This window comes from Bradyrhizobium sp. 956_D2_N1_4 (assembly GCF_052076025.1).
In the GTDB taxonomy this organism is placed as follows: domain Bacteria; phylum Pseudomonadota; class Alphaproteobacteria; order Rhizobiales; family Xanthobacteraceae; genus Bradyrhizobium; species Bradyrhizobium barranii.
In genome coordinates this window covers 7,808,841-7,832,276 of sequence record NZ_CP197237.1, presented here as the reverse complement: position 1 = coordinate 7,832,276, position 23,436 = coordinate 7,808,841, and the positions used below count along the sequence as shown (strand labels likewise).

The 23,436-nt window shown below is 65.3% G+C and carries 19 protein-coding genes and 1 pseudogene; 12 read left to right on the top strand and 8 right to left on the bottom strand.

Annotation, left to right across the window (positions count from 1 at the left end):
• Positions 1-67: 67 nt before the first annotated feature.
• Entirely contained in the window at positions 68-1,291 is a 1,224-nt protein-coding gene (fabB, locus tag AB7535_RS36995) for a beta-ketoacyl-ACP synthase I (protein WP_166347414.1), read from the bottom strand.
• 42 nt (positions 1,292-1,333) lie between these two features.
• The gene (gene fabA / locus AB7535_RS36990; protein ID WP_208083730.1) at positions 1,334-1,855 is read right to left on the bottom strand and encodes a bifunctional 3-hydroxydecanoyl-ACP dehydratase/trans-2-decenoyl-ACP isomerase; all 522 of its coding nucleotides are present in this window, start codon (positions 1,853-1,855) and stop codon (positions 1,334-1,336) included.
• 352 nt (positions 1,856-2,207) lie between these two features.
• Here fabA and irrA point away from each other — a divergent pair, with 352 nt between their 5' ends.
• The gene (irrA, locus tag AB7535_RS36985) at positions 2,208-2,699 is read left to right on the top strand and encodes an iron response transcriptional regulator IrrA (protein WP_063980150.1); all 492 of its coding nucleotides are present in this window, start codon (positions 2,208-2,210) and stop codon (positions 2,697-2,699) included.
• A gap of 154 nt (positions 2,700-2,853) precedes the next feature.
• On the opposite strand, the gene AB7535_RS36980 is transcribed toward irrA, so the two are convergent.
• Complete coding sequence (locus AB7535_RS36980) at positions 2,854-3,384, bottom strand: SH3 domain-containing protein (protein WP_354113242.1); 531 nt, start codon at positions 3,382-3,384, stop codon at positions 2,854-2,856.
• Positions 3,385-3,696: 312 nt separating this feature from the next.
• Between AB7535_RS36980 and AB7535_RS36975 the strand changes: the two genes are divergently transcribed.
• Positions 3,697-4,698 (top strand): 2-hydroxyacid dehydrogenase, encoded by a 1,002-nt coding sequence (locus AB7535_RS36975; protein WP_028149823.1) that lies wholly within the window; start codon positions 3,697-3,699, stop codon positions 4,696-4,698.
• A 3-nt stretch (positions 4,699-4,701) separates the two neighbouring features.
• Here the strand turns inward: AB7535_RS36975 and AB7535_RS36970 are convergent, their stop codons facing one another.
• On the bottom strand, positions 4,702-5,613 hold the full coding sequence (locus AB7535_RS36970) for a LysR family transcriptional regulator (protein WP_354113241.1): 912 nt from the start codon (positions 5,611-5,613) through the stop codon (positions 4,702-4,704).
• A gap of 119 nt (positions 5,614-5,732) precedes the next feature.
• Between AB7535_RS36970 and AB7535_RS36965 the strand changes: the two genes are divergently transcribed.
• Positions 5,733-6,740, top strand: coding sequence for an aldo/keto reductase (locus tag AB7535_RS36965; protein ID WP_354113240.1), 1,008 nt, complete (start codon positions 5,733-5,735; stop codon positions 6,738-6,740).
• 9 nt (positions 6,741-6,749) lie between these two features.
• Here the strand turns inward: AB7535_RS36965 and AB7535_RS36960 are convergent, their stop codons facing one another.
• The gene (locus AB7535_RS36960; RefSeq protein ID WP_039155124.1) at positions 6,750-7,553 is read right to left on the bottom strand and encodes a HesA/MoeB/ThiF family protein; all 804 of its coding nucleotides are present in this window, start codon (positions 7,551-7,553) and stop codon (positions 6,750-6,752) included.
• A 126-nt stretch (positions 7,554-7,679) separates the two neighbouring features.
• Here AB7535_RS36960 and AB7535_RS36955 point away from each other — a divergent pair, with 126 nt between their 5' ends.
• Positions 7,680-9,038 carry a serine protease gene (locus tag AB7535_RS36955; RefSeq protein WP_354113239.1) on the top strand — a complete coding sequence of 453 codons (1,359 nt, stop codon included), beginning with the start codon at positions 7,680-7,682 and terminating at the stop codon, positions 9,036-9,038.
• 87 nt (positions 9,039-9,125) lie between these two features.
• On the opposite strand, the gene AB7535_RS36950 is transcribed toward AB7535_RS36955, so the two are convergent.
• Together AB7535_RS36950 and ggt are read right to left on the bottom strand one after the other, a co-directional pair.
• Positions 9,126-10,064, bottom strand: a complete 939-nt coding sequence (locus AB7535_RS36950; RefSeq protein WP_354113238.1) for a sensor histidine kinase — start codon at positions 10,062-10,064, stop codon at positions 9,126-9,128.
• A 403-nt stretch (positions 10,065-10,467) separates the two neighbouring features.
• Positions 10,468-12,146, bottom strand: a pseudogene (gene ggt, locus AB7535_RS36945) (gamma-glutamyltransferase).
• Positions 12,147-12,390: 244 nt separating this feature from the next.
• On the opposite strand from ggt, the gene AB7535_RS36940 reads away from it, so the two are divergent.
• Positions 12,391-13,134 carry a nucleotide-binding protein gene (locus tag AB7535_RS36940; RefSeq protein WP_439037537.1) on the top strand — a complete coding sequence of 248 codons (744 nt, stop codon included), beginning with the start codon at positions 12,391-12,393 and terminating at the stop codon, positions 13,132-13,134.
• A 248-nt stretch (positions 13,135-13,382) separates the two neighbouring features.
• On the opposite strand, the gene mutM is transcribed toward AB7535_RS36940, so the two are convergent.
• Complete coding sequence (gene mutM / locus AB7535_RS36935) at positions 13,383-14,282, bottom strand: bifunctional DNA-formamidopyrimidine glycosylase/DNA-(apurinic or apyrimidinic site) lyase (protein ID WP_028149815.1); 900 nt, start codon at positions 14,280-14,282, stop codon at positions 13,383-13,385.
• Between the two features lie 81 nt (positions 14,283-14,363).
• On the opposite strand from mutM, the gene ubiE reads away from it, so the two are divergent.
• From ubiE to AB7535_RS36900, 7 genes are all read left to right on the top strand, one after another.
• Positions 14,364-15,125, top strand: a complete 762-nt coding sequence (ubiE, locus tag AB7535_RS36930; RefSeq protein ID WP_354113235.1) for a bifunctional demethylmenaquinone methyltransferase/2-methoxy-6-polyprenyl-1,4-benzoquinol methylase UbiE — start codon at positions 14,364-14,366, stop codon at positions 15,123-15,125.
• Positions 15,122-16,696, top strand: coding sequence for a 2-polyprenylphenol 6-hydroxylase (gene ubiB / locus AB7535_RS36925; RefSeq protein WP_085405033.1), 1,575 nt, complete (start codon positions 15,122-15,124; stop codon positions 16,694-16,696). Before ubiE ends, ubiB begins: the two co-directional genes overlap by 4 nt.
• A gap of 57 nt (positions 16,697-16,753) precedes the next feature.
• On the top strand, positions 16,754-18,205 hold the full coding sequence (gene coaBC, locus AB7535_RS36920) for a bifunctional phosphopantothenoylcysteine decarboxylase/phosphopantothenate--cysteine ligase CoaBC (protein WP_354113234.1): 1,452 nt from the start codon (positions 16,754-16,756) through the stop codon (positions 18,203-18,205).
• Positions 18,202-18,660 (top strand): dUTP diphosphatase, encoded by a 459-nt coding sequence (gene dut / locus AB7535_RS36915; RefSeq protein ID WP_354113233.1) that lies wholly within the window; start codon positions 18,202-18,204, stop codon positions 18,658-18,660. Before coaBC ends, dut begins: the two co-directional genes overlap by 4 nt.
• A gap of 190 nt (positions 18,661-18,850) precedes the next feature.
• Positions 18,851-21,355, top strand: a complete 2,505-nt coding sequence (locus AB7535_RS36910; protein WP_063980160.1) for a sensor histidine kinase — start codon at positions 18,851-18,853, stop codon at positions 21,353-21,355.
• Positions 21,352-22,932 (top strand): tRNA (adenosine(37)-N6)-threonylcarbamoyltransferase complex ATPase subunit type 1 TsaE, encoded by a 1,581-nt coding sequence (gene tsaE / locus AB7535_RS36905; protein ID WP_439037536.1) that lies wholly within the window; start codon positions 21,352-21,354, stop codon positions 22,930-22,932. Before AB7535_RS36910 ends, tsaE begins: the two co-directional genes overlap by 4 nt.
• Positions 22,933-23,021: 89 nt before the next feature.
• On the top strand, positions 23,022-23,339 hold the full coding sequence (locus AB7535_RS36900; protein WP_014490931.1) for a PilZ domain-containing protein: 318 nt from the start codon (positions 23,022-23,024) through the stop codon (positions 23,337-23,339).
• Positions 23,340-23,436 lie beyond the last annotated feature (97 nt).

Genomic DNA, 23,436 nt, shown 5'->3' with positions numbered 1-23,436 from the left:
CAAAGACGTGGATGGCCGGGACGAGCCCGGCCATGACGAAAAAACTACCAGTGCGTTCGCAATGACGTCACACATCCAGCCGGCTGAACACCAGCGTGGCGTTGGTGCCGCCGAAGCCGAAGGAGTTCGACAGCACGGTGCCGATTTTGACGTTGTCGATGCGCTTGCGCACGATCGGCATGTCGGCGAACACGGGATCGAGCTCCTGGATGTGAGCGCTCTCGCAGATGAAGCCGTTGTTCATCATGAGCAGCGAGTAGATCGCCTCCTGCACACCGGTCGCACCGAGCGAATGGCCGGTCAGCGCCTTGGTCGCCGAGATCGGCGGGCACTTCTCGCCGGCTCCGAACACGCGGCGGAGCGCGTCGATCTCCGGCGGATCGCCGGCCGGCGTCGAGGTCGCGTGCGGATTGATGTAATCGACCTTGGTCTTCACCGTCGACATCGCCATGCGCATGCAGCGCTCGGCGCCCTCACCGGAGGGCGCGACCATGTCGTAGCCGTCCGACGTCGCGCCGTAGCCGACGATCTCGCCGTAAATGCGCGCGCCGCGCGCCTTGGCATGTTCGAGCTCTTCCAGCACCAGCACGCCGGCGCCGCCGGCAATCACGAAGCCGTCGCGGTTGACGTCATAGGGACGCGAGGCGGTGGCGGGCGTGTCGTTGTACTTCGACGACATCGCGCCCATGGCGTCGAACAGCACCGAGAGCGACCAGTCCAGCTCCTCGCAGCCGCCGGCGAAAATGATGTCCTGCTTGCCGATCTGGATCGTCTCATAGGCGTTGCCGACGCAATGGTTCGACGTCGCGCAGGCCGAGGAGATCGAATAATTCACGCCCTTGATCTTGAACCAGGTCGCGAGCGTCGCGGAGGCCGTGGACGACATCGCCTTCGGCACAGCAAACGGTCCGACGCGCTTCGGCCCCTTGGTGCGGGTGATGTCGGCGGATTCGACGATGGTGCGGGCCGACGGGCCGCCGGAACCCATGATGATGCCGGTGCGGATGTTGGAGATATCTTCGGGCGACAGACCGGAATCCTGGATCGCCTGCTCCATCGCGATGTGATTCCACCCCGCGCCCTGGCCGAGGAAGCGCATCGCACGCCGGTCGACGACCGTCGCAGGATCGATCGTCGGCGCACCTTGCACCTGCGAACGGAAACCGAGTTCGGCATATTTTTCAGCCCGCGAAATACCTGACTTCGCCTCGTGAAGGCTCGCAAGCACTTCCTGGGTGTTGTTTCCGATGGACGAGACGATACCCATCCCGGTGACCACAACCCGCCTCATGACAGCCTCGCCTAAATCGTTGTCTTTCTTGATGTGATGCGCTCAGCCCAGGCTCACGCCCTGCTTGAACAGGCCGACCTTCAGATCCTTCGCGCGATAGATAATCTGGTCATCGACCGAAAGCCATCCGTCGGCGATGCCGAGCACCAGCTTTGAACGCATCACGCGCTTGATATCGATGTTGTACACAACCTTACGGGCCTCGGGCAGCACCTGGCCGCTGAACTTCAGCTCGTTCAGGCCAAGCGCGCGGCCGCGCCCTTCACCGCCGCTCCAGCCCAAATAGAAGCCGACCATCTGCCACAGCGCATCGAGGCCGAGGCAGCCGGGCATCACGGCATCGTTCTTGAAGTGGCAGCCGAAGAACCAGAGGTCGGGCTTGACGTCGAGCTCGGCCCGCACCACCCCCTTGCCGAATTCACCGCCAGTCTCGCTGATATCCGTGATGCGGTCGAACATGAGCATCGGCGGCAGCGGCAGCTGGGCATTGCCCGGGCCGAACATTTCGCCGCGGCCACATGCCAGCAGATCTTCATATTCGTAGCCGTTGCGCCTGTTCAGCATGCGGAAGCCTCTGTTCAAATCCCGATTGAGCGGCGTTTCTGGCGAAAATGGGCCCCGTTTCGTTCGGAAAGCCGCGCCAATTCCCGTCACCAGGCGCGACTGCCACGAGCCAGGATGGACTGCGGGCCGGGCCTCAATGCCCGGCTGCGCCATAATCGGCCAAGCGGAACCGCGGGCTCTCTAACACAGGCATTTCGGGTGGCAAAGCGATCTCATGAAGGTAAAGTGACCACCTGCTCGCCCGGTTCCATTTCTCATTAGAACCTCTCTAGTTGCGAGAAACTTGCATCTGCATCTATCTGTCCATATATTGCATATAGATGCAGTGTCCACGCGTGCCCGAAATCTGGAAATGAGCGAGAATCCCGCGCCCCATCACGACGACGACGTCCATTCCGCCGCCCTCCTGTCCGGCCGCCAGCCGGCCTTGACCGGCTGCCCGTGGCACGACGTCAACGAAATGCTCCAGTCCGCGGGGCTTCGTCCGACGCGCCAGCGCATGGCGCTCGGCTGGCTCCTGTTCGGCAAGGGTGCTCGCCACCTCACGGCTGAAATGCTCTATGAGGAGGCGACGCTGGCCAAGGTGCCGGTGTCGCTCGCGACCGTCTACAACACGCTGAACCAGCTGACCGATGCCGGCCTGCTGCGCCAGGTCAGCGTCGACGGCACCAAGACCTATTTCGACACCAACGTCACCACCCACCACCATTATTACCTCGAGAACAGCCACGAGCTGGTCGATATCGAGGATCCGCATCTGGCGCTGTCCAAGATGCCGGAGGTGCCCGAGGGTTACGAGATCGCGCGCATCGACATGGTCGTGCGCCTGCGCAAGAAGCGCTGAAGATCGATCCAAAGCTGCTGAATTTGTCGTCATGGCCGGGCTTGTCCCGGCCATTGTCGTTTTACGCTGTCATTCCGGGATGGTCCGAAGGACCAGACCTCAGATGCGCAATTGCGCATCGGGGAATCTCGATATCCCGGGATGACCCTTCGGGTCAGTTGACCTGCTCGTCCGAATAGACGCCCCAGAGGCGCTCTTGCTGGATCCAGCCGTCAAAGCCGTTGCCGGTGACGCGACACCAGTTTGCAGTGCACTTCTTGACCTGCGTGACGACGCCGGCCTGGAGCTTGGCCGCAACCGCGCTGTCGAGATCGGCGCGGTCGTAGATCGGGGCGAGGTCGTCCTTGTGCTTCATGGTGACGACCGCAGTGCGGCGGCCCGACAGCAGCGAATGATAGACCCAGCCCTCGGCGCCTTCGGAATCGCGCACCCGGCGCCAGTTCTCGAACTCAGCGGTGATTTCGACCGGCAGACCGGCGCGGGTGTAGACCCAGGCGACGTCATTGTCCTTGGTCGGGCCGGCGCGCACGTTCACATGATCCGATTTGAGGCTGACATAACGCGGCACCGGCAGGCCGCTCGCGGTCTGGGGGGTGCTGTCCTTCGCCGAATGGGAGGGGCTGACCGAGGCGCTCAACCAGGTGCAAACGAGCGCCAACACCGAACAAAAACGCCCCAACGCCATCAACCCGTCTCCTGTCGAGGGCCCCGCCGCGCCGGGCCCTCACCCCAAATTCCGAACCTGCCGCGCAAGCCCATCACCCGTGTTCCCGAAGCCTTAACCCGTGGTTCTTGTCTTGGCCCGGCCTTCTGCTAGAGAGGACGGACACTTGAACAACCAGTTTGCCCCGATTTTCCGGTCGGAAATGTCGGGAGAGCTTGAAGGAAGCGCCGGGGACGACACGGCCAAGGCAGTGTCGAACAACCGGGTTAATGAGGCCTCAACGGCCGGCCTTTGGTGACAGAGGCGGCTTGCGGCGCCTCATGAGGGCATGACATGTCGGTGAAGAAAAAGCCCCTCGTGGTGGTGACGCGCAAGCTGCCGGACTCGATCGAGACCCGGATGCGCGAGCTGTTCGACGCGCGGATCAATCTCGAGGACACACCGATGTCGGCCGAGCAGATCGCTGAGGCCGCGCGCACCGCCGACGTGCTGGTTCCGACCGTCACCGACCACATCACCGCCGACATCGTCAACCAGCCCGACTGCAAGCTCCGCCTGATCGCCAATTTCGGCAACGGCGTCGACAATATCGACGTCGAGGCCGCGCATGCCCGCGGCATCACCGTCACCAACACGCCAAAAGTCCTGACCGAAGACACCGCCGACATGACCATGGCGCTGATCCTGGCCGTGCCGCGCCGGATGATCGAAGGCGCCTCGATCCTGACCGAAGGAAAGCCCTGGCCCGGCTGGTCGCCGACCTGGATGCTTGGCCACCGCATCGGCGGCAAGCGTCTCGGCATCATCGGCATGGGCCGCATCGGCCAGGCGGTCGCGCGCCGTGCCCGCGCCTTCGGCCTCCAGATCCACTATCACAATCGCCGCCCCGTGGCGCCGAAGATCGCCGAAGAGTTAGGGGCGACCTATTGGGAAAGCCTGGACCAGATGCTGGCGCGGATGGACATCATCTCGGTGAACTGTCCGCACACGCCGGCGACCTATCATCTGCTGTCGGCGCGGCGGCTGAAGCTGATCCGCAAGGACGCCTACATCGTCAACACCGCGCGCGGCGAGGTCACCGACGAGGACACGCTGATCAAGCTGATCGAGGGCGGCGAGATCGGCGGCGCCGGCCTCGACGTCTACGAGCACGAGCCTGCGGTCAATCCAAAGCTGGTGCGGCTCGCCAAGGCCGGCAAGGTGACGCTGCTGCCGCATATGGGCTCGGCCACGATCGAGGGCCGCGTCGAGATGGGCGAGAAGGTAATCATCAACATCCGCACCTTCCTCGACGCCCACAAGCCGCCGGACCGCGTGCTGCCGAGCATGCTCTGAGGTTTATTTGCCGCGCGTTTCGCGCTTGCGCCAATCCGCGACGAAATCGATGAAAGCGCGTAGCGCGGGCGGCGTCTGGCGCCGGCTCGGATAGTACAGGAACGGGCCGGGAAACGGCTCGCACCAATCTTCCATCAAGCCGACCAGCGCGCCGGACGTCACTGCGTCATGGACGTAGCCATCGAGCGTCGCCCAGATGCCGGCGCCGTCGAGAGCAGCGCGCATGGCGAGGCCCATGTTGGTCGAGATCAGCTTTGCGGGCGGATCGACCTTCACGATCTGGCCAGCCTTCTCGAACTCCAGATCATGCATGACACCGCTCGAGTAGCGGGCGCGAATGCAATCATGGTCGAGCAGATCTTTCGGATGCTTCGGCGTGCCGCGGCGCGCGATGTAATCGGGCGATGCGACGACGACGTAGCTCTGCGGACCGCTCAGCGGGATCGCCACCATGTCCTGCGCGAGATGCTCGCCATAACGCACGCCGGCATCGTAGCCCGCGCTGACGATGTCGACGAAGCCGCTTTCGGAAACGATGTCGAGATCGACCTGCGGGTAGGCCGCGAGAAACGGCCCGACCATCGGCGCCAGCACGAGATCCACCGCCGGCGGCGGCGCGTTGATGCGCAGGCGGCCCGAAGCCACTTCGCGCAAGCCGCGGACCTGGTCCAGGGCATCGCCGACATCGCGCAGCGCCGGAGCAATGCGGGACAGCAGCAGCTCGCCCGCCTCGGTCAGCGCGACGCTGCGGGTGGTGCGGTTCATCAGGCGGACGCCAAGGCGCTCCTCCAGGTCCCGCAGCCGCTGGCTAAGGCTCGACACCGACACGCGAATTTCGACCGCCGCCCGCCGGAAATTGCGGGTGCGGGCAACTGCCACGAAGACGTCGAGATCACGCAGATCGGGCTCGGCCATTGTTCGCTATGATGAACAAGCCATTCTGGATTGTCCAGCTTATCGGCCTAATCGGTCAGGCGCATATCTGGCCTCGTCACGCGGCGCAATCAGCTTGCCGCCTTTTGAGGAGAGCCATCATGGAACAGCGCAAACTCGGTTCAACCGGTCCGACCGTCTCCGCCCTTGGTCTCGGCTGCATGGGCATGTCGGAGGTCTATGGCCCCGCCGACCGCGGCGAAAGCATCGCCACGGTCCATGCGGCGCTCGATGCCGGCATCACACTGCTGGACACCGGCGATTTCTACGCCATGGGCCACAATGAAATGCTGGTGTGCGAGGCCCTGAAGGATGTGTCGCGCGAAAAAGTGCAGATCAGCGTGAAGTTCGGCGCGCTGCGCGGTCCCGCCGGCGAATTCTCCGGCATGGACACAAGGCCAGCCGCGACCAAAAACTTCCTGGCTTATTCGCTGCAGCGCCTCGGCACCGATTACATCGACATCTACCGTCCGGCGCGTCTCGATCCCAACGTTCCCATCGAGGAGACCATCGGCGGCCTCGCCGATCTCGTGAAGGCCGGCTACATCAGGCATATCGGCCTGTCCGAGGTGGGCTCCGACACCATCCGCCGCGCGCACGCCGTGCATCCAATCGCCGATCTCCAGATCGAATATTCGTTGATCGAGCGCGGCATCGAACGCGACATCCTCAAGACCTGCCGCGAGCTCGGCATCGGCATCACGGCCTATGGCGTGCTGGCGCGCGGCCTGATCAGCGGCCATTGGTCGAAGGACTCCGGCAAGACCGGCAGGGATTACCGGCTGATGACGCCGCGCTTCCAGGGCGCAAATCTCGACGCCAATCTCGCGCTGGTGGAGCAGCTCCGCGCCATCGCCACGGAGATCGGCGCGACGCCGGCGCAGATCGCAATCGCCTGGGTGGCGGCTCAAGGCAAGGAGATCGTGCCGCTGGTCGGCGCACGCACGCGCAACCGTCTCACCGAAGCGCTCGGCGCGGCGAAGGTAACGCTGACGCCGGCGCATCTCGCGGCGCTTGCAAAAGCATTTCCGCCCGACGTCGCTTCCGGCACGCGCTACGCAGCCGAGCAGATGGCGCATCTCGACAGCGAGAAGCCGGCCACGCGGTAGCGGCAGCGATCAGGTGCGATGGGCGCTGAGGTCAGTGATGACAGGCCCATCGCCGTTGAGCGGATTGGCCGGATCGCGCGCGTAGCGCAGCGTCTCGAAGCGCATCGCGCGCGCGTCGATCATCAGGAGGCGGCCGACGAGGCCGTCGCCAAAGCCGACGATCTCGCGGATCGCCTCCAGCGCCATCATCGAGCCCATCACGCCCGCAAGCGCGCCCATGACGCCGGCCTCCGCGCAGGCCGGCACGGTGCCGGGCGGCGGCGCTTCCGGAAACAGGCAGCGATAGGTCGGATTGAACACGCCCTGCTCGTTCTTCTCATGCGCGCGGATGGTGGTGAGCGAGCCATCGAACGTGCCGAGCGCCGCCGTGATCAGCGGCCGCTTCGCGAAGAAGCAGGCATCCGAGACCAGGTAACGCGTCGAGAAATTGTCGGAGCCGTCGAGCACGAGATCGTAGTCTCCGATCATGCTCAGCGCATTGTCGGCATTGAGCCAGGTGGCGTGGCCGACGAAGCGGACATGCGGATTGAGCGCGGAGATCCGCTCGGCCGCGCTCTCGACCTTGTGCCGGCCGATATCGGGCGTCGTATGGATCACCTGGCGCTGGAGGTTTGACAGCGAGACCACGTCGTCATCGACCACGCCGAGCGTGCCGACGCCGGCGGCCGCCAGATACATCAGCGCGGGCGCGCCGAGCCCACCGGCGCCGATCACCAGCACGGAGGCCCGCTTCAGAGCAGCCTGGCCCGGCCCGCCGACGTCGCGCAGCACGATATGCCGGGCATAGCGTTCAAGTTCGTCCGGGCTCAGCATCGTCGTCCTTCGTACCTCTCGCCCCTCATGGTGAGGCGGCGCAACACCTGAACCACCCCAACATTGTTCGCGACCAACGAGATGTGCTTCAATGGTAGCACGTTCAATGGGCTGGCTGGATTTGTCATGAGATCGATGCTTGCGGCAACACTGATGTTCGCGGCTGCCACAGGCGCTAGCGCCCAGATGACGACGCCAGAGATCCCCGGCACCAAGCCGAAACCGGTCCAGACCGTGCCGATCCGGCCTCCCGCACTGCAGACGCCGTCGGCGACGGCCGATGCGATGGCGCAGGCGGAACGGCTGTCGCTCCAGTCCGACCTCGCCTGGGTCGGCCAATATAACGGCGCCATCACCGGCGACGTCAGCGCGCGCATGGTCGAGGCGATCAAGGAATATCAGAAGGCCAAGGGTGGCAAGCCGACCGGCGTGCTCAATCCGCAGGAGCGCGCCGCGCTCGCCGAGACCGCGCGGCGGAAGCAGGAGAGCGTCGGCTGGAAGATCGTGATGGAGCCGACCAGCGGCGCCCGGCTCGGCATCCCCGGCAAATTGGTGCCGCAGCAGGCGACCGATGCCAACGGCTCGAAATGGACTTCGCCGACCGGCACGGTGCAGGTGCTGCTGAGCCGCCGCAAGGAGGCGAACCCGACCACGGCGAAACTCGCCGAGCTGGAGAAGGAACCGTCTGGGCGCAAGGTCGACTACACCGTGGTGAAGCCCGACTTCTTCGTGCTGTCGGGGTTGCAGGGCCTCAAGAAATTCTACGTGCGAGGCACCTTTAAGGGCGACGAAGTCCGCACCATGACGATCCTCTACGACCAGGCGACCGAGAATACCGTCGAGCCGGTGGTGATCGCGATGTCGAGCGCGTTCAATGCGTTTCCGACGGGACCGCAGGCCGGGCCGCCGCCGCGCAAGACCGTCGAATACGGCACCGGCATCGTCGTCAGCGACGACGGTGCGATTGTCACCGACCGCCTCGTCACCGATAGCTGTCTCGCGATCACCATTGCCGGCTATGGCAACGCCGACCGTCTGGCCGAGGACAAGGAGCACGATCTCGCGCTCCTGCACATCTACGGCGCGCGCGGCCTGAAGCCGCTCAGCCTCACCGGCGGTACAGCGAAGACGAGCGTCGATGTCATCGGTATTGCCGATCCGCAGAGCCAGGGCGGAGCTGCGGGCGTGTCGAGCCTCAAGGGCGCGCTGGCGCCGGTCACGAGCAGCGACTCTGCGCTGTCGCCTCCGCCGGCGGTCGGCTTCTCCGGCAGCCCGGCCATCGACGGCGACGGCAAATTCGCCGGCGTCGCGCTGTTGAAGCCGGCGATGGTCGCGGGGCCCGCGACATCGGTGCCGGCCTCGCAGGCGGTGATGGTGTCTGCAGAAGCGGTGCGCGATTTCCTGAAGGCGAACGATGTCACTGCGAACGGCACGTCGACGGATGCGAAGGCGGCCGTCGTCCGCGTGATCTGCGTGCGGAAGTAGGCGAGAGAGAACAACACTTCTCTCGTGTCCCGGACGCGGTGCGGAACGCAATGCCTCTCCGTTGAGCCACGCAGCTCCTGCACGGTCTCACGTGCTCTTTGGCGAAGGTCCCAGATTTTCGAGGGGCGCGGTCAGCCTGCATGTAAGCCCGGCTGCGCCATACGAAACGTCAACGGAACCGCTGAAATCGTCCTTCAGCACCCGGGAAATCAGCCTGGAGCCAAAGCCTGTGCCGACGGGTTTCGATACGGACGGACCGCCAATCTCCTGCCAGACAAAGACAAATTTTGACTCACCATCCTGAGCCTCGGCTGACCATGTAATCGATACGCAGCCTCCCGCTACGGTCAGGGCACCGTACTTCGAAGCGTTGGTCGCGAGCTCGTGGAGCGCCAATGACAGAGCAAGCGCTTGTCGAGATTTCACGACGAGTGGAGGACCCGAGACGATGAAGCGGCCTTCGCCTGTCCGATAAGGTGCAAGAGCAGTGCCGATCACATCGTGGAGTGGCGCGGCCGCCCAATTTGATGCGGTCAGCAGGTCCTGCGCTCGTCCAAACGCACCGAGCCGTGCCTGGTACTTTTCGAGATCGGCTTTGCTCGTCGGGTCGCGAAATGTCTGGGCAGCTACCGCGCTCAACACTGCAAGCGTGTTCTTGACGCGGTGCTTCAGCTCCTCATTGATGAGGTTCAGCGCTTCCCTTGCCATATGCTCGGACGTGACATCCCTGCAGACGACAAGCACGCCGCCCACCTTGCCTTCAAGATCAATTGGACCAAAGCTGTACGTCCACCAAACGTCCTCGCGGCGGCCGTGACGAGTCACCGGCACCAGCTGGTCCTCATTCCAGGTCGCCCCCTTGCCCGACATGACGTACTCGATCTGGGGACCAATGATGTCCCAGATCTCAGCCCAACACTCACGGCCGCGCGCCCCCAAAGCGCTTGGGTGCCTTTCCGGCCCCATCGTCTCCCGGTATGCATCGTTGTAGAACTGGATGAGTTCTGGTCCCCACCAAATGAACATCGGGTGCCGCGAGGTTAGAACGAGCCGCACTGTAACTCGAAGACTTTGGGGCCAAGTTTCCGGAGAGCCCACGGATGTACTCGACCAGTCAAACGCTCGCGTCAAAGCGCCCATCTCGCCGCCGCCAGCCAGGAAGTCGCCGCTTATATCGCCGCCCATACGCACAGCCTTACTCAGACGCTGATCGACGAGCCTGCCGCCAGTGTTCCGCACCCTACATTGCCGAGCTTTTGCCGTCATCTGCGCGGATCGGGCCGCATAGGCGACATCTGCCTCTCACCGAAAAATACCGCGGAGGTTCGAAAACCGCGAACCGCTGGATTTGCGGTCGCGACACCTGCCGGCGATTGGACGACGTCAGTTGCACAAGAGGTACGAGCGCACCGTCCTTGTGAATGCGCGGTCAGCTCAACCTGAACCTGACACCGCTCCGCGCAAGCCCCCCAGAGATCCCGACCGGCGTGCCGTCCGCGCGCCAGCAGGCGGCGCCGGTCATGCTGCCGTCGTCGTGGAAGGCAATGCCGTTCATGCCGCCCGCCACCGTCGCAACGGCCTGCACCTTGTGGCCGAGGCCCGCAAGCTTCGCGCGCACGGCCTCCGGCACCTTCTGCTCGACTTCGAGCGCGTTGCCTTCGGTCCAGATGCGCGGCGCCTCGACCGCTTCCTGCAGGCTCATGCCGTGGTCAATCAGATTGACCAGCGCCTGCATCGCGCTGGGGAAGATGCGCTTTCCCCGGGCAGGCCGAGCGCATAGCGCAGCTTGCCGCCGCGCAGCGCCATCATCGGCGACATCGAGGTGGTGACGCGCTTGCCCGGCGCCAGCGACAGCGCGTGGCCGGGACGCGGATCGAACAGGTTCATGTAGTTGTTGGCGATGGCGCCGAGGCCCGGGATCATGATCTTGGCGCCGAACAGATTGTTGATGGTCTGCGTGGTCGCGACGACGTTGCCGAACGCGTCTGCCGCGGTCATGTGCGTGGTGTGCGCACCTTCGAGCTGCGAGACGCCGGCACCCCAGGCCTGCGCCCGCGCCGGATCGATGGCGCGGCGGCGTTCCTCGGCATAGGCCTTCGACGTCAGCCGCTCCACGGGGACGCCGACATAATCCGGATCGCCACTGGCCGCGGCGCGATCGGCGAAGGCGATCTTCAAGACTTCGGCGAGATAGTGGATGGTCTCTGATGTACCGAAGCCGAGATCTCCGATGTCATAGCCCTCGAGAATGTTCAGCATCTGCGCGATGTGGACGCCGGAGGCCGCGGGTGGCGGCGGGCCAAGGATGGTCCAGCCGCGATAGTCGGCGCGGATCGGTTGCCGTTCGACGGTCTTGTAGCCGGTCAGATCGTTGCGGCGGATGAAGCCGCCGGTCTTCTCCATGTAGTCGACGAGGATGTCACCGAGCGGCCCCTCATAGAGGGCCTTCTCGCCGTGGTCGGCGATGGTGCGGAGCGTCTCGGCATATTCGGCCTGCACCACGCGTTCGCCGACTTTGAGCGGCTCGCCATCAGGCAAATAGATCGCCGCAATCGGCTTGTCCTTGCGCATCTCGGCAGCGCTCTCGCTGATGCATTCGTGCAAATACGGCGTCGCCGCATAGCCGCGCGCGGCATGCTTGATCGCGGGCTGCATGACGTCCGCGAGGCTCATGGTGCCGAAGCGGCGCAGCGTCTCGCACCAGGCTTTCAGCGAGCCCGGCGTGGCGACCGCCTTCGGGCCGTTGAGGTTCTCGTTGCCGACGGTGTCGAACACGTCATGCGCCGAGCCCGGGGCGGAGGTGTAGCTGGTGTCACGCACCGCCGCAGGCACGGTGCTCTGCCCGTCGATGAAACGGTGGCTGCCGTCAGCCAGACGTATATGCGCCATGCCGCCGCCGATGATGCCGACCATCATCGGCTCGACCACGGTCAGCGTGAACAGGGTCGCGATCGCGGCGTCGATGGCGTTGCCGCCCGCGGCCAGCATCTCGGCGCCGGCGCTTGAGGCCAGCGGATGGTTGCTGACCACCATGCCGCGGCTCGAGACCGCCGGCATCTTCTGGCATTCAAAGATCGTTGCCGTCCGGTCGCGCCAGTTTCCGCCCATGCCGCCTGCCCCTTTTATTCACGGCGGCAAGCACATCATACGCGCGACTACGGGTCCAGTATTGGTACGGATTAGCTGGCATTCCCGATTCTGCCATCATCGTTACCGTTGATTCGGACATCCGCGGTCCCCTTTGGATCGGGCAGGGCACGTCCTGAGCGAGTAGAGCTCAGCATCGAGAAGCGATGCACGTTCGCGTGGCGTTACCCCACAGACCCAAGCATTCCAAAGGATTCAACTTTCCATGCACACGATCGTACTGGCCACCCAAAAGGGTGGCAGTGGCAAGAGCACGCTTGCCATCGGCCTCGCGCTGGCGGCCAAGCAGGCCGGCTTCACCGTCCGCCTGATCGAAACCGACCCGCAGGGTACCCTGTCCAACTGGCTGCGTCGCCGCCACGCTGACGATCTCGTCGTCGAGCCGATCTATCACGCCGCCGACATCGCGCCGCGCCTGAAGATGCTGGCCGACAGCGGCCTGCAGCTCGCGATCGTCGACACCGCGGCCGGCCTCAGCGCCGCGACCACCGCCGCGATCCGCCATTCCGACCTCTGCCTGATTCCGGCTCGCCCGAGCGTTGCCGACATCGAGGCGACCGTTTCGACGCTGAGCGTCGCGCGCGCCTGGAAGCGGCCCTACGGCTTCGTGCTGAACCAGGCGCCGATCCGTGGCCAGCGCATCGACAACGCCGCCAACACCCTCGCCGAGGAAGCCGCGCTCGATCTCGCCGAGGTGCTCGCGCGCCCGCTGATTGTGATGCGCAACGACCACCAGGACTCGCTCGCGAGCGGCCTCGCCGTCAGCGAATTCGCGCCGAACGGCAAGTCGGCGGACGAGATCCGCGGCCTCTGGCGCTGGATCGAGACCCGTCTCGAGCTCGAAGCCACGACCAACGTCCTGATCGACCAGGTCATCTCGGTCGCGGACGGGATGCTGCACGCCGCCACCGAGCGTTCAGCGGACGAGACCACGACACTGGCGTCCTGAGCGGGGCGATCGCTCCGACGACAGGCGGCCTCTTCACTTATCCGGTTGAAGAGTCCAAACGACGAAGCAATCCGGCCACCAGCCCGGCCGGATTGCTTCGCTTCGCGTTTTTGGGACGCTCCATCCACCCGTCATTGCAAGCGCGGCTTCTTGTAGCCCGGATGAAGCGAAGCGAAATCCGGGAAAGTCTCTCCGCGGAGAGGCTGGACCCGGATTGCGCTGCGCTTCATCCGGGCTACGGTGCTACGTCACTTCTGACATTTCTGACACCAGAAGGTGGAACGGCCGTTCTGGGTGAATCGCTTCACGGTGCCGCCGCACCCTGGCGTCTTGCAGGTCTCCCCCTCGCGGTCATAGACCTTGAAGGAGTGCTGGAAATAGCCGAGCTCGCCCGAGGTCTGGCGATGGTCGCGCAAGCTCGATCCGCCGGCCTTGATCGCGTCGTTCAGCACGGTGTGAATGGCACTCACCAGCCGCTTCGCGTGATCGGTCGGCTCGCCGCCGCCAACACCCTTGCGACCCTTGGTCGCGAGTGTCGCAGCAATGCGGCGCGGTGACAGATGCGAGCGATGCAGCGCTTCGCAGACATAGATGTTGCCGAGCCCGGCGACCACGCGCTGGTCGAGCAGCGCGGCTTTCAGGCTCGTCGTCTTGCCCTCGCACGATCGCGCCAGCATCGCAGCATCGAATTCGTTGCCGAGCGGCTCGGGACCGAGATCGCGCAGCAGCGGCTCGTCCTCAAGCGCGTTGCGCGCGATCACTTTCATGTAACCGAAGCGGCGCGGGTCGTTGAACACGATGTCGGCGCCGGAGGACATCCGAAACAGCACGTGGTCGTGCGTGGAGTCCTTGCCACGCGGGTAGTGAAACTCGCCCGGCGCGGCCTCGTTGTCCGGCTTGATGACGCGGAACGAGCCCGACATGCCCAGATGCATCAGCAGCACGTCGCCGGAGGCGAGATCGGCCATGAGATATTTTGCACGGCGGCCAAGCCCCGTGACGACCTGCCCCTGGAGCCGGGCCACGAAATCGGGCTGGAAGGGAAAGCGCAGATCCGGCCTGCGGGCCTCTGCGACGAGGATTTTCGCACCCTCCATGACGGGCTGAAGGCCGCGGCGGACGGTCTCGACTTCGGGCAATTCAGGCATGGTCAGGCATTCACCTTATGAGGGCGGTGTGATAGCGCCATTGCGGCGGCCGCGCTATGGTCCGCCCAGTGGAGTAGAGTAATGGATCGGCCGGGCGAAACCACGCATTTTGGCTTCAGGGACGTTCCCCTGGGGGACAAGCAGACGCTGGTGAACGATGTGTTTCACAGCGTGGCGTCGCGCTATGACTTGATGAACGACCTGATGTCCGGTGGCCTGCACCGGGTCTGGAAGGACATCATGATCACCGCGCTCAACCCGCCGCGGGGTGACCGGCCGTTCGCGCTGCTCGACGTTGCCGGCGGCACCGGCGACATCTCGTTCCGCGCTGCCAAGGCGGCAGGTCCCAGCTTCCATGCCACGGTGTGCGACATCAACGCCGAGATGCTGGCCGTGGGCCGCGAGCGTGCCGCGAAGCGGCATCTCGAGACCCAGGTCGATTTCGTCGAGGGCAATGCCGAAGCGCTCGCCTTCGCCGACCGCAGCTTTGACGCATATACGATCGCTTTCGGCATTCGCAATGTGCCGCGGATCGACCTGGCGCTGCGCGAGGCCTATCGCGTGCTGAAGCCCGGCAGCCGCTTCCTGTGCCTGGAATTCTCCACCGTCGAGATGCCCGGGCTCGACCGGATCTATGACCTGTTCTCGTTCAAGGTGATCCCGCCGCTCGGCCGCATGGTCACGGGCGACGCCGAGTCCTACCAGTATCTCGTCGAATCGATCCGCAAGTTTCCGAAACCCAACGCCTTCGCCGACATGATCCGCGACGCCGGCTTCGCACGCGTCGGCTGGCAGACATTGTCCGGCGGCATCGTCGCACTGCATTCGGGCTGGCGTTTGTGATTTCTTCCATTACCCACATTTCGCGCCTGATCCGCGCCGCGTTCGTGTTTGCGCGCGAGGGCGTGTTCGGTTCCGTCGATCCGACCCTGGTGCCGCCGCCAGGGCAACTCGCGCTGAAGCTTGCGCGCCTCGTCGAACGGCGCGGTCCAAAGCACGGACCACGACTGACGCGCGCGCTGACCCGGATGGGCCCAGCCTATCTCAAGCTCGGGCAGTTTCTGGCCACGCGTCCCGACGTCGTCGGCGTCGTCATGGCGCGTGATCTGGAAAGCCTCCAGGATCGCTTGCCGCCGTTTTCGCAAGCCGAAGCGGAAGCCGCGATCGCGAGCTCGCTGGAGCGTCCGCTCAAGGACGTATTCGCGAGCCTCGGCCCGCCGGTCGCGGCAGCCTCGATCGCGCAGGTGCATCGCGGCGAAGTCTTGCGCGACGGCATCCGCAAGCCGGTCGCCGTAAAAGTGCTGCGGCCCAACGTGGCCTCGCGATTCCGCCGCGATCTCTCCGATTTCTTCTACGTCGCGCACAAGGCCGAGACCTATTCGAGCGAGGCGCGGCGTTTGCGCCTGATCGAAGTCATCAACACCATGTCGCGCTCGGTCGCGATGGAGATGGACCTGCGGCTGGAAGCGGCTGCAATGTCGGAGATGGCGGAGAACACGGGCGACGATCCTGATTTTCGCGTGCCGACCGTCGATTGGGACCGCACCACGCACAACGTGCTGACGATGGAGTGGATCGACGGCATCGCGCTGAACGATCACAAGCGCCTGGCAGAGGCGCAGGTCGACCTGCCCGATCTCGGCCGCAAGGTGATCCAGAGTTTTCTGCGCCACGCGCTCCGCGACGGCTTCTTCCACGCCGACATGCATCCGGGCAATCTGTTCCTCGATGACGCCGGCCGTCTGGTCGCGGTCGATTTCGGCATCATGGGCCGGCTCGGGATGAAGGAGCGGCGCTTCCTCGCCGAGATCCTGCTCGGCTTCATCACGCGCGATTATCGCCGCGTCGCCGAGGTGCATTTCGAGGCGGGCTATGTGCCAGCGCACCACTCGGTCGAGAACTTTGCGCAAGCGATCCGCGCCATCGGTGAGCCCATTCACAACCGCACGGCGGAAGAGATCTCGATGGCGCGGCTGCTGACGCTGCTGCTCGAGGTCACCGGTCTGTTCGACATGACGACGCGGCCCGAGCTGATCCTGCTGCAGAAGACCATGGTGGTGGTCGAGGGCGTGGCGCGCGCCTTCGATCCCAAGCTCGACATCTGGAAGGTCGCCGACCCCGTGGTGCGCGAATGGATCGAGCGCAATCTGGGCCCGCTCGGCCGGGTGCAGGGCGCGCTCTCCGGCGGCAGCGATCTCGCCCGCGTGCTGATGCGCCTGCCCGACATCGCGCAACGCTCGGTCGCGGTGCTCGAGCAGCTCGAGACCATGACGCGGGAAGGCATCCGGCTGTCGCCGGAGAGCATCGCCGCGATGGGCCGCAGCGAAGGCCGCAAGAACCGCTGGCGCACCGTGGCGCTCTGGATCATTGCCGCCACCTTCATCGGAATCCTGATCGCCGTCCGGAATCTATGATTGCACTGCAATCACGGAAACGATAGCATCGCTATCATTCCGTGCTGGAGGGGCGTCATGGCAAGCCTGACCATCCGCAAGCTCGACGAGGGCGTCAAAACCTATTTGCGCCTTCGCTCGGCCAGAAACCGCAGGTCGGTCGAAGAAGAGGTCCGGGTCATCCTCGGGGAGCTGATCGAGGGCCGCGAGGAGCCGCTGACGCCGTTTGCGCTGCCGCCGGCCCAATCCACCGCCCCCACGCCGCAACGGACCGGCGCTCTCCCCGAGGCCAGCGTCACCCTGATCATCGGCGGCGGTATCGCGGCCTACAAGTCGCTCGACCTGATCCGCCGGCTCAAGGAACGCCGGATCGAGGTCCGTTGCGTCCTGACTAAGGCGGCGCAGCAATTCGTCACGCCGCTGGCTGTCAGCGCACTGTCGCATGAGCGCGTCTACACCGACCTGTTCGACCCCCAGAGCGAGTTCGACGCCGGGCACATTCGCCTGGCGCGCGACTGCGACCTGATCGTCGTCGCACCCGCGACCGCCGACCTCCTGGCGAAGATGGCCAATGGCCATGCCGACGATCTCGCCAGCGCCATCCTGCTTGCGACCAACCGCAAGGTGCTGCTGGCGCCGGCGATGAACCCACTGATGTGGAACAATGCCGCGACCCGCCGCAACGTCACGCAGCTTCAGCGTGACGGTGTAGTGCTGATCGGCCCGAATTCCGGCGAAATGGCCGAGGCCGGCGAAGCCGGAATCGGCCGCATGTCCGAGGCGATCGAGATCGCCACCGCCGCCGAGCGGCTGCTGCGGCCGCCGGTGCCGCGCCCGCTCGCCGGGAAGCGCGTGCTGATCACCGCAGGTCCCACCCACGAGCCGATCGACCCGGTGCGCTACATCGCCAACCGCTCGTCCGGCAAGCAGGGCTTTGCCATCGCCGCCGCCGCGCAGGCCGCCGGCGCCGAGGTGATCTTGGTCAGCGGCCCGGTCGATCTCGGTGATCCCCCCGGCGTGACGGTGAAGCGGGTGGAATCGGCCCGGCAGATGCTGGCGCAGGTGCAGGCGGCGCTTCCCGCCGACATCGCGATCTTCGCGGCCGCGGTCGCCGACTGGCGGGTCGCCAGTGAGGGCGGGCAGAAGCTGAAGAAGACCTCGGCCGGCATGCCGCCGCTTCAGCTGGTCGAGAATCCCGACATCCTCGCCACGATCTCGAAGCTGACCGACCGGCGCCCGCCGCTGGTGATCGGCTTTGCCGCCGAGACCGAGCACCTCATCGACAACGCCAAGTCCAAGCTGGCCCGCAAGGGCTGCGACTGGATTGTCGCCAACGACGTCTCGCCGGCGACCGGCGTGATGGGCGGCGACCGCAACACCGTGCATCTGATCAGTCGCAAGAATGGTGAGGAGGACGGCGAGATCGCAGTTGATTCCTGGCCGGTGATGACCAAGGAACAGGTCGCCATCGAGCTGGTCGCGCATGTCGCAAAGAGCGTGACCGACAAATCCCGGGAGCCGACATCTTGAGCACGAAAGTCACGGTCGAACTGCAGCAACTGGCCCACGCCGAAGGCCTTCCGCTGCCGGCCTATCAGACCTCCGAAGCCGCCGGCCTCGACCTGATGGCCGCAGTTCCCGACAGCGAGCCGCTGACGCTCGCCCCCGGCCAATATGCGCTGGTGCCGACGGGCCTCGCGATCGCGCTGCCGCCCGGCCACGAGGCGCAGGTGCGGCCGCGCTCGGGCCTTGCCGCCAAGCACGGCGTCACCGTGCTGAACTCGCCCGGCACGATCGATGCGGACTATCGCGGCGAGATCAAGGTGATCCTGATCAACCACGGCGCGGCGCCCTTCGTGGTCAAGCGCGGCGAGCGCATCGCGCAGATGGTGATCGCGCCGGTGGTGCAGGCCGCGCTGGTTCCCGTGGCGACATTGTCCGCGACCGATCGCGGCGCCGGCGGCTTCGGCTCGACCGGCCGCTAACACACGACAACTCCAGCCGAATCATCCCGAAGAACGACGTGGATTGGAACTGCGCGCCCGGCATTTTTGTGGGACCGCCTTTGCGTTCACGATCTGGACTCTTACCGCTGGAGTCACGGTGGGGGTATTGTCGTTTGATTCGCGCGCGACGGGGGTCGCCGCGCGCAAATTCGTGCGATCTGGGGCAACTATGTCAGGCGTGATCGTGTCGATGCGTCGGACGCTGCTGTCGTGCACATCATTGGCGCGCAACGGCTTGTTGGGAGGCGCTCTCGCGGCGCTGCTGCCGGCTGCGCCGGCTGAGGCTGCCGACCTCGTCGACACACTTTCCATAATGCTGGACTTCAACCGGCAGGAACTCGCGGTGCTGGCCACCGCGCTCGCGCTGCTCGGCTTCTCGGTCGTGGCCGCGATCCTGTTGATGCGCACGCGCGTGCGCACGGCGAACAACGAGGCGCGGCTGCGCGCGCGGATCGGGGAACTGCAACTCCAGTCCGATCGGTTCGGCGCGTTGCTGTTCGCCGAGCCGCAGATCCTGATCTCCTGGCCGGCCGGCGACAATCGCGCGCAGATTTCCGGCGACATCTCCATGGTGCTGCCGCGCGATTCCTCCCCCCAGCGCGTCCTCGCGTTCGGAACATGGCTGCCGCCGGAGCCCGCTCTCCAAATGGATCACGCGGTCGATGCGCTGCGTGACCGAGGCGACGGGTTCCAGCTGACGCTGACCACCGCACACGGCCACACGCTGGAGGCCATCGGCCGCGCCATCGGCGGCCAAGCCATTGTCAGGATTCGCGAACTCTCCGGACTCCGGCGCGATCTGGCCGAGACCAATCTGCGTTACAAGGCACTTGCCGACGAGACCGAGATGCTGCGCGGCTTTGCCGCCGCCGCCCCCTGGCCGATCTGGGCCAAGGCCGAGAACGGCGCGCTGAGCTACGCCAATCCGGCCTATGTGCGCGCGACCGAGGCAAGCAGCGTCACCGACGCCCAGCAGCGCAAGCTCGAGTTGCTCGACAGTGCCGACCGGACCGCGATGGAGCGGGGCCTGAAGGATGCGGCCAGTTTCACCTCGCGGCTGCCGATCGTGATCGGCGGTGAGCGGCGGATCTACGACGTCCGGGCGGTCAATGTCGGCAGCGGCAATGTCGGCGTCGCCATCGATGCCAGCGAGGCGGATGCGTTGAGCTCGGCGCTGGTGCGGATGGCGGAGGCGCATCGGCGCACGCTCGACCAGCTCTCCTCAGGCGTTGCCGTGTTCGACGGCCAGCGACGGCTCGCCTTCTACAACGATTCCTACCGCCGGCTGTGGGACCTCGACCGCATCTTCCTCGACGCCAATCCCGACGATTCCAGCGTGCTCGACCAACTCCGCGCAGCGCGCAAGCTGCCGGAGCAGCCGGACTTCCGCGCCTGGAAGGCCAAGCTGCACGAGGCCTATCGCGCGGTCGAGGCCGCCAAGGACACCTGGTACCTGCCCGACGGCCGCGCGCTATCCGTCGTCACCACGCCGAATCCGGAAGGCGGCGTCACCTATCTGTTCGACGACGTCACCGAAAGCCTCGAGCTCGCCCGCCGCTTCGACGGCATGATCCGCGTCCAGCGCGAGACGCTGGACAGCCTCGCCGAGGGCGTCGCGGTGTTCGGCAGCAACGGCAGGGCGCAGCTGTTCAACCCGGCCTTCGTCCGGATGTGGAAGCTGTCGAGCGACGCCATGCGCGACGAGCCGCACATCCAGACGGTCGAAGGCTGGTGCCATCAGCTGTTCGACGACCCGCAAGTCTGGCGGCAGATCCGCGAGGCCGTCACCTCGATCGAGAGCCGCGCCGACGTGCCGCTGAAGCTGGAGCGCAAGGACGGCAGCGTGCTCGACGGCATGATCCGTCCGCTGCATGACGGCGCGACCATGCTGACGTTCCAGGACATCACCGACACCGAGAATGTCGAGCGTGCGCTGCGCGAGCGCAACGAGGCACTTGAGGCCGCCGACCAGATGAAGGTGGATTTCGTCCACCACGTCTCCTACGAGCTGCGCTCGCCGCTCACCACCATCATCGGCTTCGCGCATTTCCTCAGCGATCCCTCGACCGGGCCGCTGACGCCGAAACAGGCCGAATATCTCGACTACGTCACCAAATCCACCAACGCCCTGCTGGCGCTGACCAACAACATCCTGGATCTCGCCACGATCGACGCCGGCGCCATGAAGCTGGAACTCGGCCCGGTCGACGTCAGCAAGGCCATTGAGCTCGCCGCCGAGGGCATCCAGGACCGCCTCGCCACCGACCGCATCCGTCTCAAGGTCGAGATCGCGCCCGATATCGGCAGCTTCGTCGGCGACGAGAAGCGCGTGGTGCAGGTGCTCTATAACCTCCTCGCCAACGCCGTCGGGTTTTCTCCACAGGATTCCACCGTCGGCATCAGCGCACGCCGCACCGAACGCAGCGTGGTCTTCACTGTGACAGATTCCGGGCCTGGAATACCTGCCGACATGAAGGACAAGGTGTTCAACTGGTTCGAAAGCCGCTCGCAGGGGTCGCGTCACCGCGGCGCTGGGCTCGGCCTGTCGCTGGTGCGCTCCTTCGTCGAGCTGCATGGCGGCAAGGTGCGGGTGGATTCGATCGTGGGCAGAGGCACGGTCGTGATCTGCGACTTCCCGACCGACCAGGCGGCGCATCGCGACGCCGCCGAATGACTGAACCGACCACATTATCCGTCGCGCTTGTCAACGAGACGGCCACCGCGCAATTGATGGCCGACCTCGCGCTGCTGGTCGGCCCCGGCGACGTCATCACCCTCACCGGCGATCTCGGTGCCGGCAAGACTGCGGCTGCGCGCGCCATGATCCGCTATCTCGCCGGCGACGAGGCGCTGGAAGTCCCGAGCCCCACCTTCACGCTGGTGCAGGGTTACGAGCTGCCGCCGTTTCCGGTGATGCATGCCGATCTCTACCGCGTCGAGGACGAGAGCGAACTTGAGGAGATCGGCCTGTCGCCGCTTCCCGATGCCACGCTCGTCCTGATCGAATGGCCGGAGCGCGCGCCGTCGGCGATGCCGGAAGACCGCATCGACATCGCACTGACGCACCGGCCGGCGCTGGGCTCGAATGCACGCGCCGCCGACATCACAGGTTACGGCAAGGCCGCCGCGCAAGTCGCGCGGCTGAAGGCGCTGCGGGAATTCCTCGAGGAATCCGGCTACATGGATGCAAGGCGCAAGCACATGGCCGGTGATGCCTCGACCCGCTCCTATGCGCGACTGCTGCGCGACGACGAGATCGTCATCCTCATGAACTTTCCGCAGCGGCCCGACGGCGCTGCGATGTACAACGGAAAATCCTACAGCGCGGCGGTGCATCTTGCCGAGAACATCAAGCCGTTCGTTGCCGTCGACGAAGGCCTGCGCGTGGCGGGAGTCTCAGCGCCCGCGATCCACCATTACGATCTCGACCACGGCTTCCTGATCTCCGAGGATTTCGGCAGCGACGGCGTGATCGAAGGCGATCCGCCGCGCCCGATCGCCGAACGTTACGAAGCTGCGACCGACGTGCTGGCCGTGCTGCACAGCAAGACATTGCCGGAGACGCTGCGGCTGGCGGATCAGACCTACACCATTCCTGCCTTAGACACCGAGGCGCTGCTGATCGAGATCGGGTTGATGCCGGAATGGTATCTGCCCGACCGCAATGCGCCGCTGAGCGACGAGAAGCGCGCGGAGTTTTTCGCGATGTGGCGCGAGCTGCTGAAGAAACCGCTGGCCGCGCCGAGGACGTGGATCATCCGCGACTACCACTCGCCCAATCTGATCTGGCTCGGGATGCGCACCGGCATCGCGCGCGTCGGTGTGATCGACTTCCAGGACACCGTGCTCGGACCGCGATCCTACGACGTCGTCTCGCTGCTCCAAGATGCCCGCATCGACGTGCCCGAAAACCTCGAGCTGACACTGCTGTCGCGCTACATCAAGGCGCGGCGCACGGCCGATGCGAGCTTCGATCCGGCCGGCTTCGCCGAGCTCTACGCCATCATGTCGGCGCAGCGGAACACGCGCCTGCTCGGCACCTTCGCCCGCCTCAACCGCCGCGACGGTAAGCCGCATTATCTGCGCCACCAGCCGCGGATCTGGACCTACCTCCAGCGCTCGCTGGCACATCCCGCGCTGGCTCACCTGCGCGACTGGTATCTCGCCAACGTCCCGCCGCCCCGGGGGGCGTCCCAAGAGCCGTCCGAAGAGCAGCCCCAAAATCAGCCCCAAAATCAGCCCCAAGCCTGATTCGCGGCCCGATTTACCGCCTGTTAGCCATCGCATCGGTATCATCGCCCGCAGGCAGCCGGACAAGGGCGGGGCTGGAGCAAGGGCAGATGGCGGTCAAGACGGACCATCGTGGCAACAGCCGGGTTGTTTTCGAGCGCGGGATACCGGCCCAGATGATGGGGATCGACGGCACCTGGCGGCGCGAGTGCACCATGGAGGACGTCTCCGAGAGCGGTGCCAAGCTGACCATCGACGGCTCGGTCGAGGGCCTGCATCTGAAGGAATTTTTTCTCCTGCTGTCGTCCACCGGACTTGCGTACCGTCGCTGTGAGCTGGCGTGGGTCAACGGCGACCAGATCGGCGTCAATTTTCTCAAGCTCGGCGACAAGAAGAAGAAGGCGCGTTCCACATCCGTTGGGGCGTGACGGCCACACCCGTCGTACAACCGTCACGGCAGGTGGTTAAGGCGGTTAAGACGCGGTGCGGCCAATTGCGGTCCGTGTTAGGATTGCTGCGTACGTG

Bases quoted from the DNA above. Each gene is read 5' to 3' on its own strand.
- fabB (WP_166347414.1), bottom strand. From the start codon at position 1,291: ATGAGGCGGGTTGTGGTCACCGGGATGGGTATCGTCTCGTCCATCGGA.
- fabA (WP_208083730.1), bottom strand. From the start codon at position 1,855: ATGCTGAACAGGCGCAACGGCTACGAATATGAAGATCTGCTGGCATGT.
- irrA (WP_063980150.1), top strand. From the start codon at position 2,208: ATGAGCGAGAATCCCGCGCCCCATCACGACGACGACGTCCATTCCGCC.
- AB7535_RS36980 (WP_354113242.1), bottom strand. From the start codon at position 3,384: ATGGCGTTGGGGCGTTTTTGTTCGGTGTTGGCGCTCGTTTGCACCTGG.
- AB7535_RS36975 (WP_028149823.1), top strand. From the start codon at position 3,697: ATGTCGGTGAAGAAAAAGCCCCTCGTGGTGGTGACGCGCAAGCTGCCG.
- AB7535_RS36970 (WP_354113241.1), bottom strand. From the start codon at position 5,613: ATGGCCGAGCCCGATCTGCGTGATCTCGACGTCTTCGTGGCAGTTGCC.
- AB7535_RS36965 (WP_354113240.1), top strand. From the start codon at position 5,733: ATGGAACAGCGCAAACTCGGTTCAACCGGTCCGACCGTCTCCGCCCTT.
- AB7535_RS36960 (WP_039155124.1), bottom strand. From the start codon at position 7,553: ATGCTGAGCCCGGACGAACTTGAACGCTATGCCCGGCATATCGTGCTG.
- AB7535_RS36955 (WP_354113239.1), top strand. From the start codon at position 7,680: ATGAGATCGATGCTTGCGGCAACACTGATGTTCGCGGCTGCCACAGGC.
- AB7535_RS36950 (WP_354113238.1), bottom strand. From the start codon at position 10,064: ATGTTCATTTGGTGGGGACCAGAACTCATCCAGTTCTACAACGATGCA.
- AB7535_RS36940 (WP_439037537.1), top strand. From the start codon at position 12,391: ATGCACACGATCGTACTGGCCACCCAAAAGGGTGGCAGTGGCAAGAGC.
- mutM (WP_028149815.1), bottom strand. From the start codon at position 14,282: ATGCCTGAATTGCCCGAAGTCGAGACCGTCCGCCGCGGCCTTCAGCCC.
- ubiE (WP_354113235.1), top strand. From the start codon at position 14,364: ATGGATCGGCCGGGCGAAACCACGCATTTTGGCTTCAGGGACGTTCCC.
- coaBC (WP_354113234.1), top strand. From the start codon at position 16,754: ATGGCAAGCCTGACCATCCGCAAGCTCGACGAGGGCGTCAAAACCTAT.
- AB7535_RS36910 (WP_063980160.1), top strand. From the start codon at position 18,851: ATGTCAGGCGTGATCGTGTCGATGCGTCGGACGCTGCTGTCGTGCACA.
- tsaE (WP_439037536.1), top strand. From the start codon at position 21,352: ATGACTGAACCGACCACATTATCCGTCGCGCTTGTCAACGAGACGGCC.
- AB7535_RS36900 (WP_014490931.1), top strand. From the start codon at position 23,022: ATGGCGGTCAAGACGGACCATCGTGGCAACAGCCGGGTTGTTTTCGAG.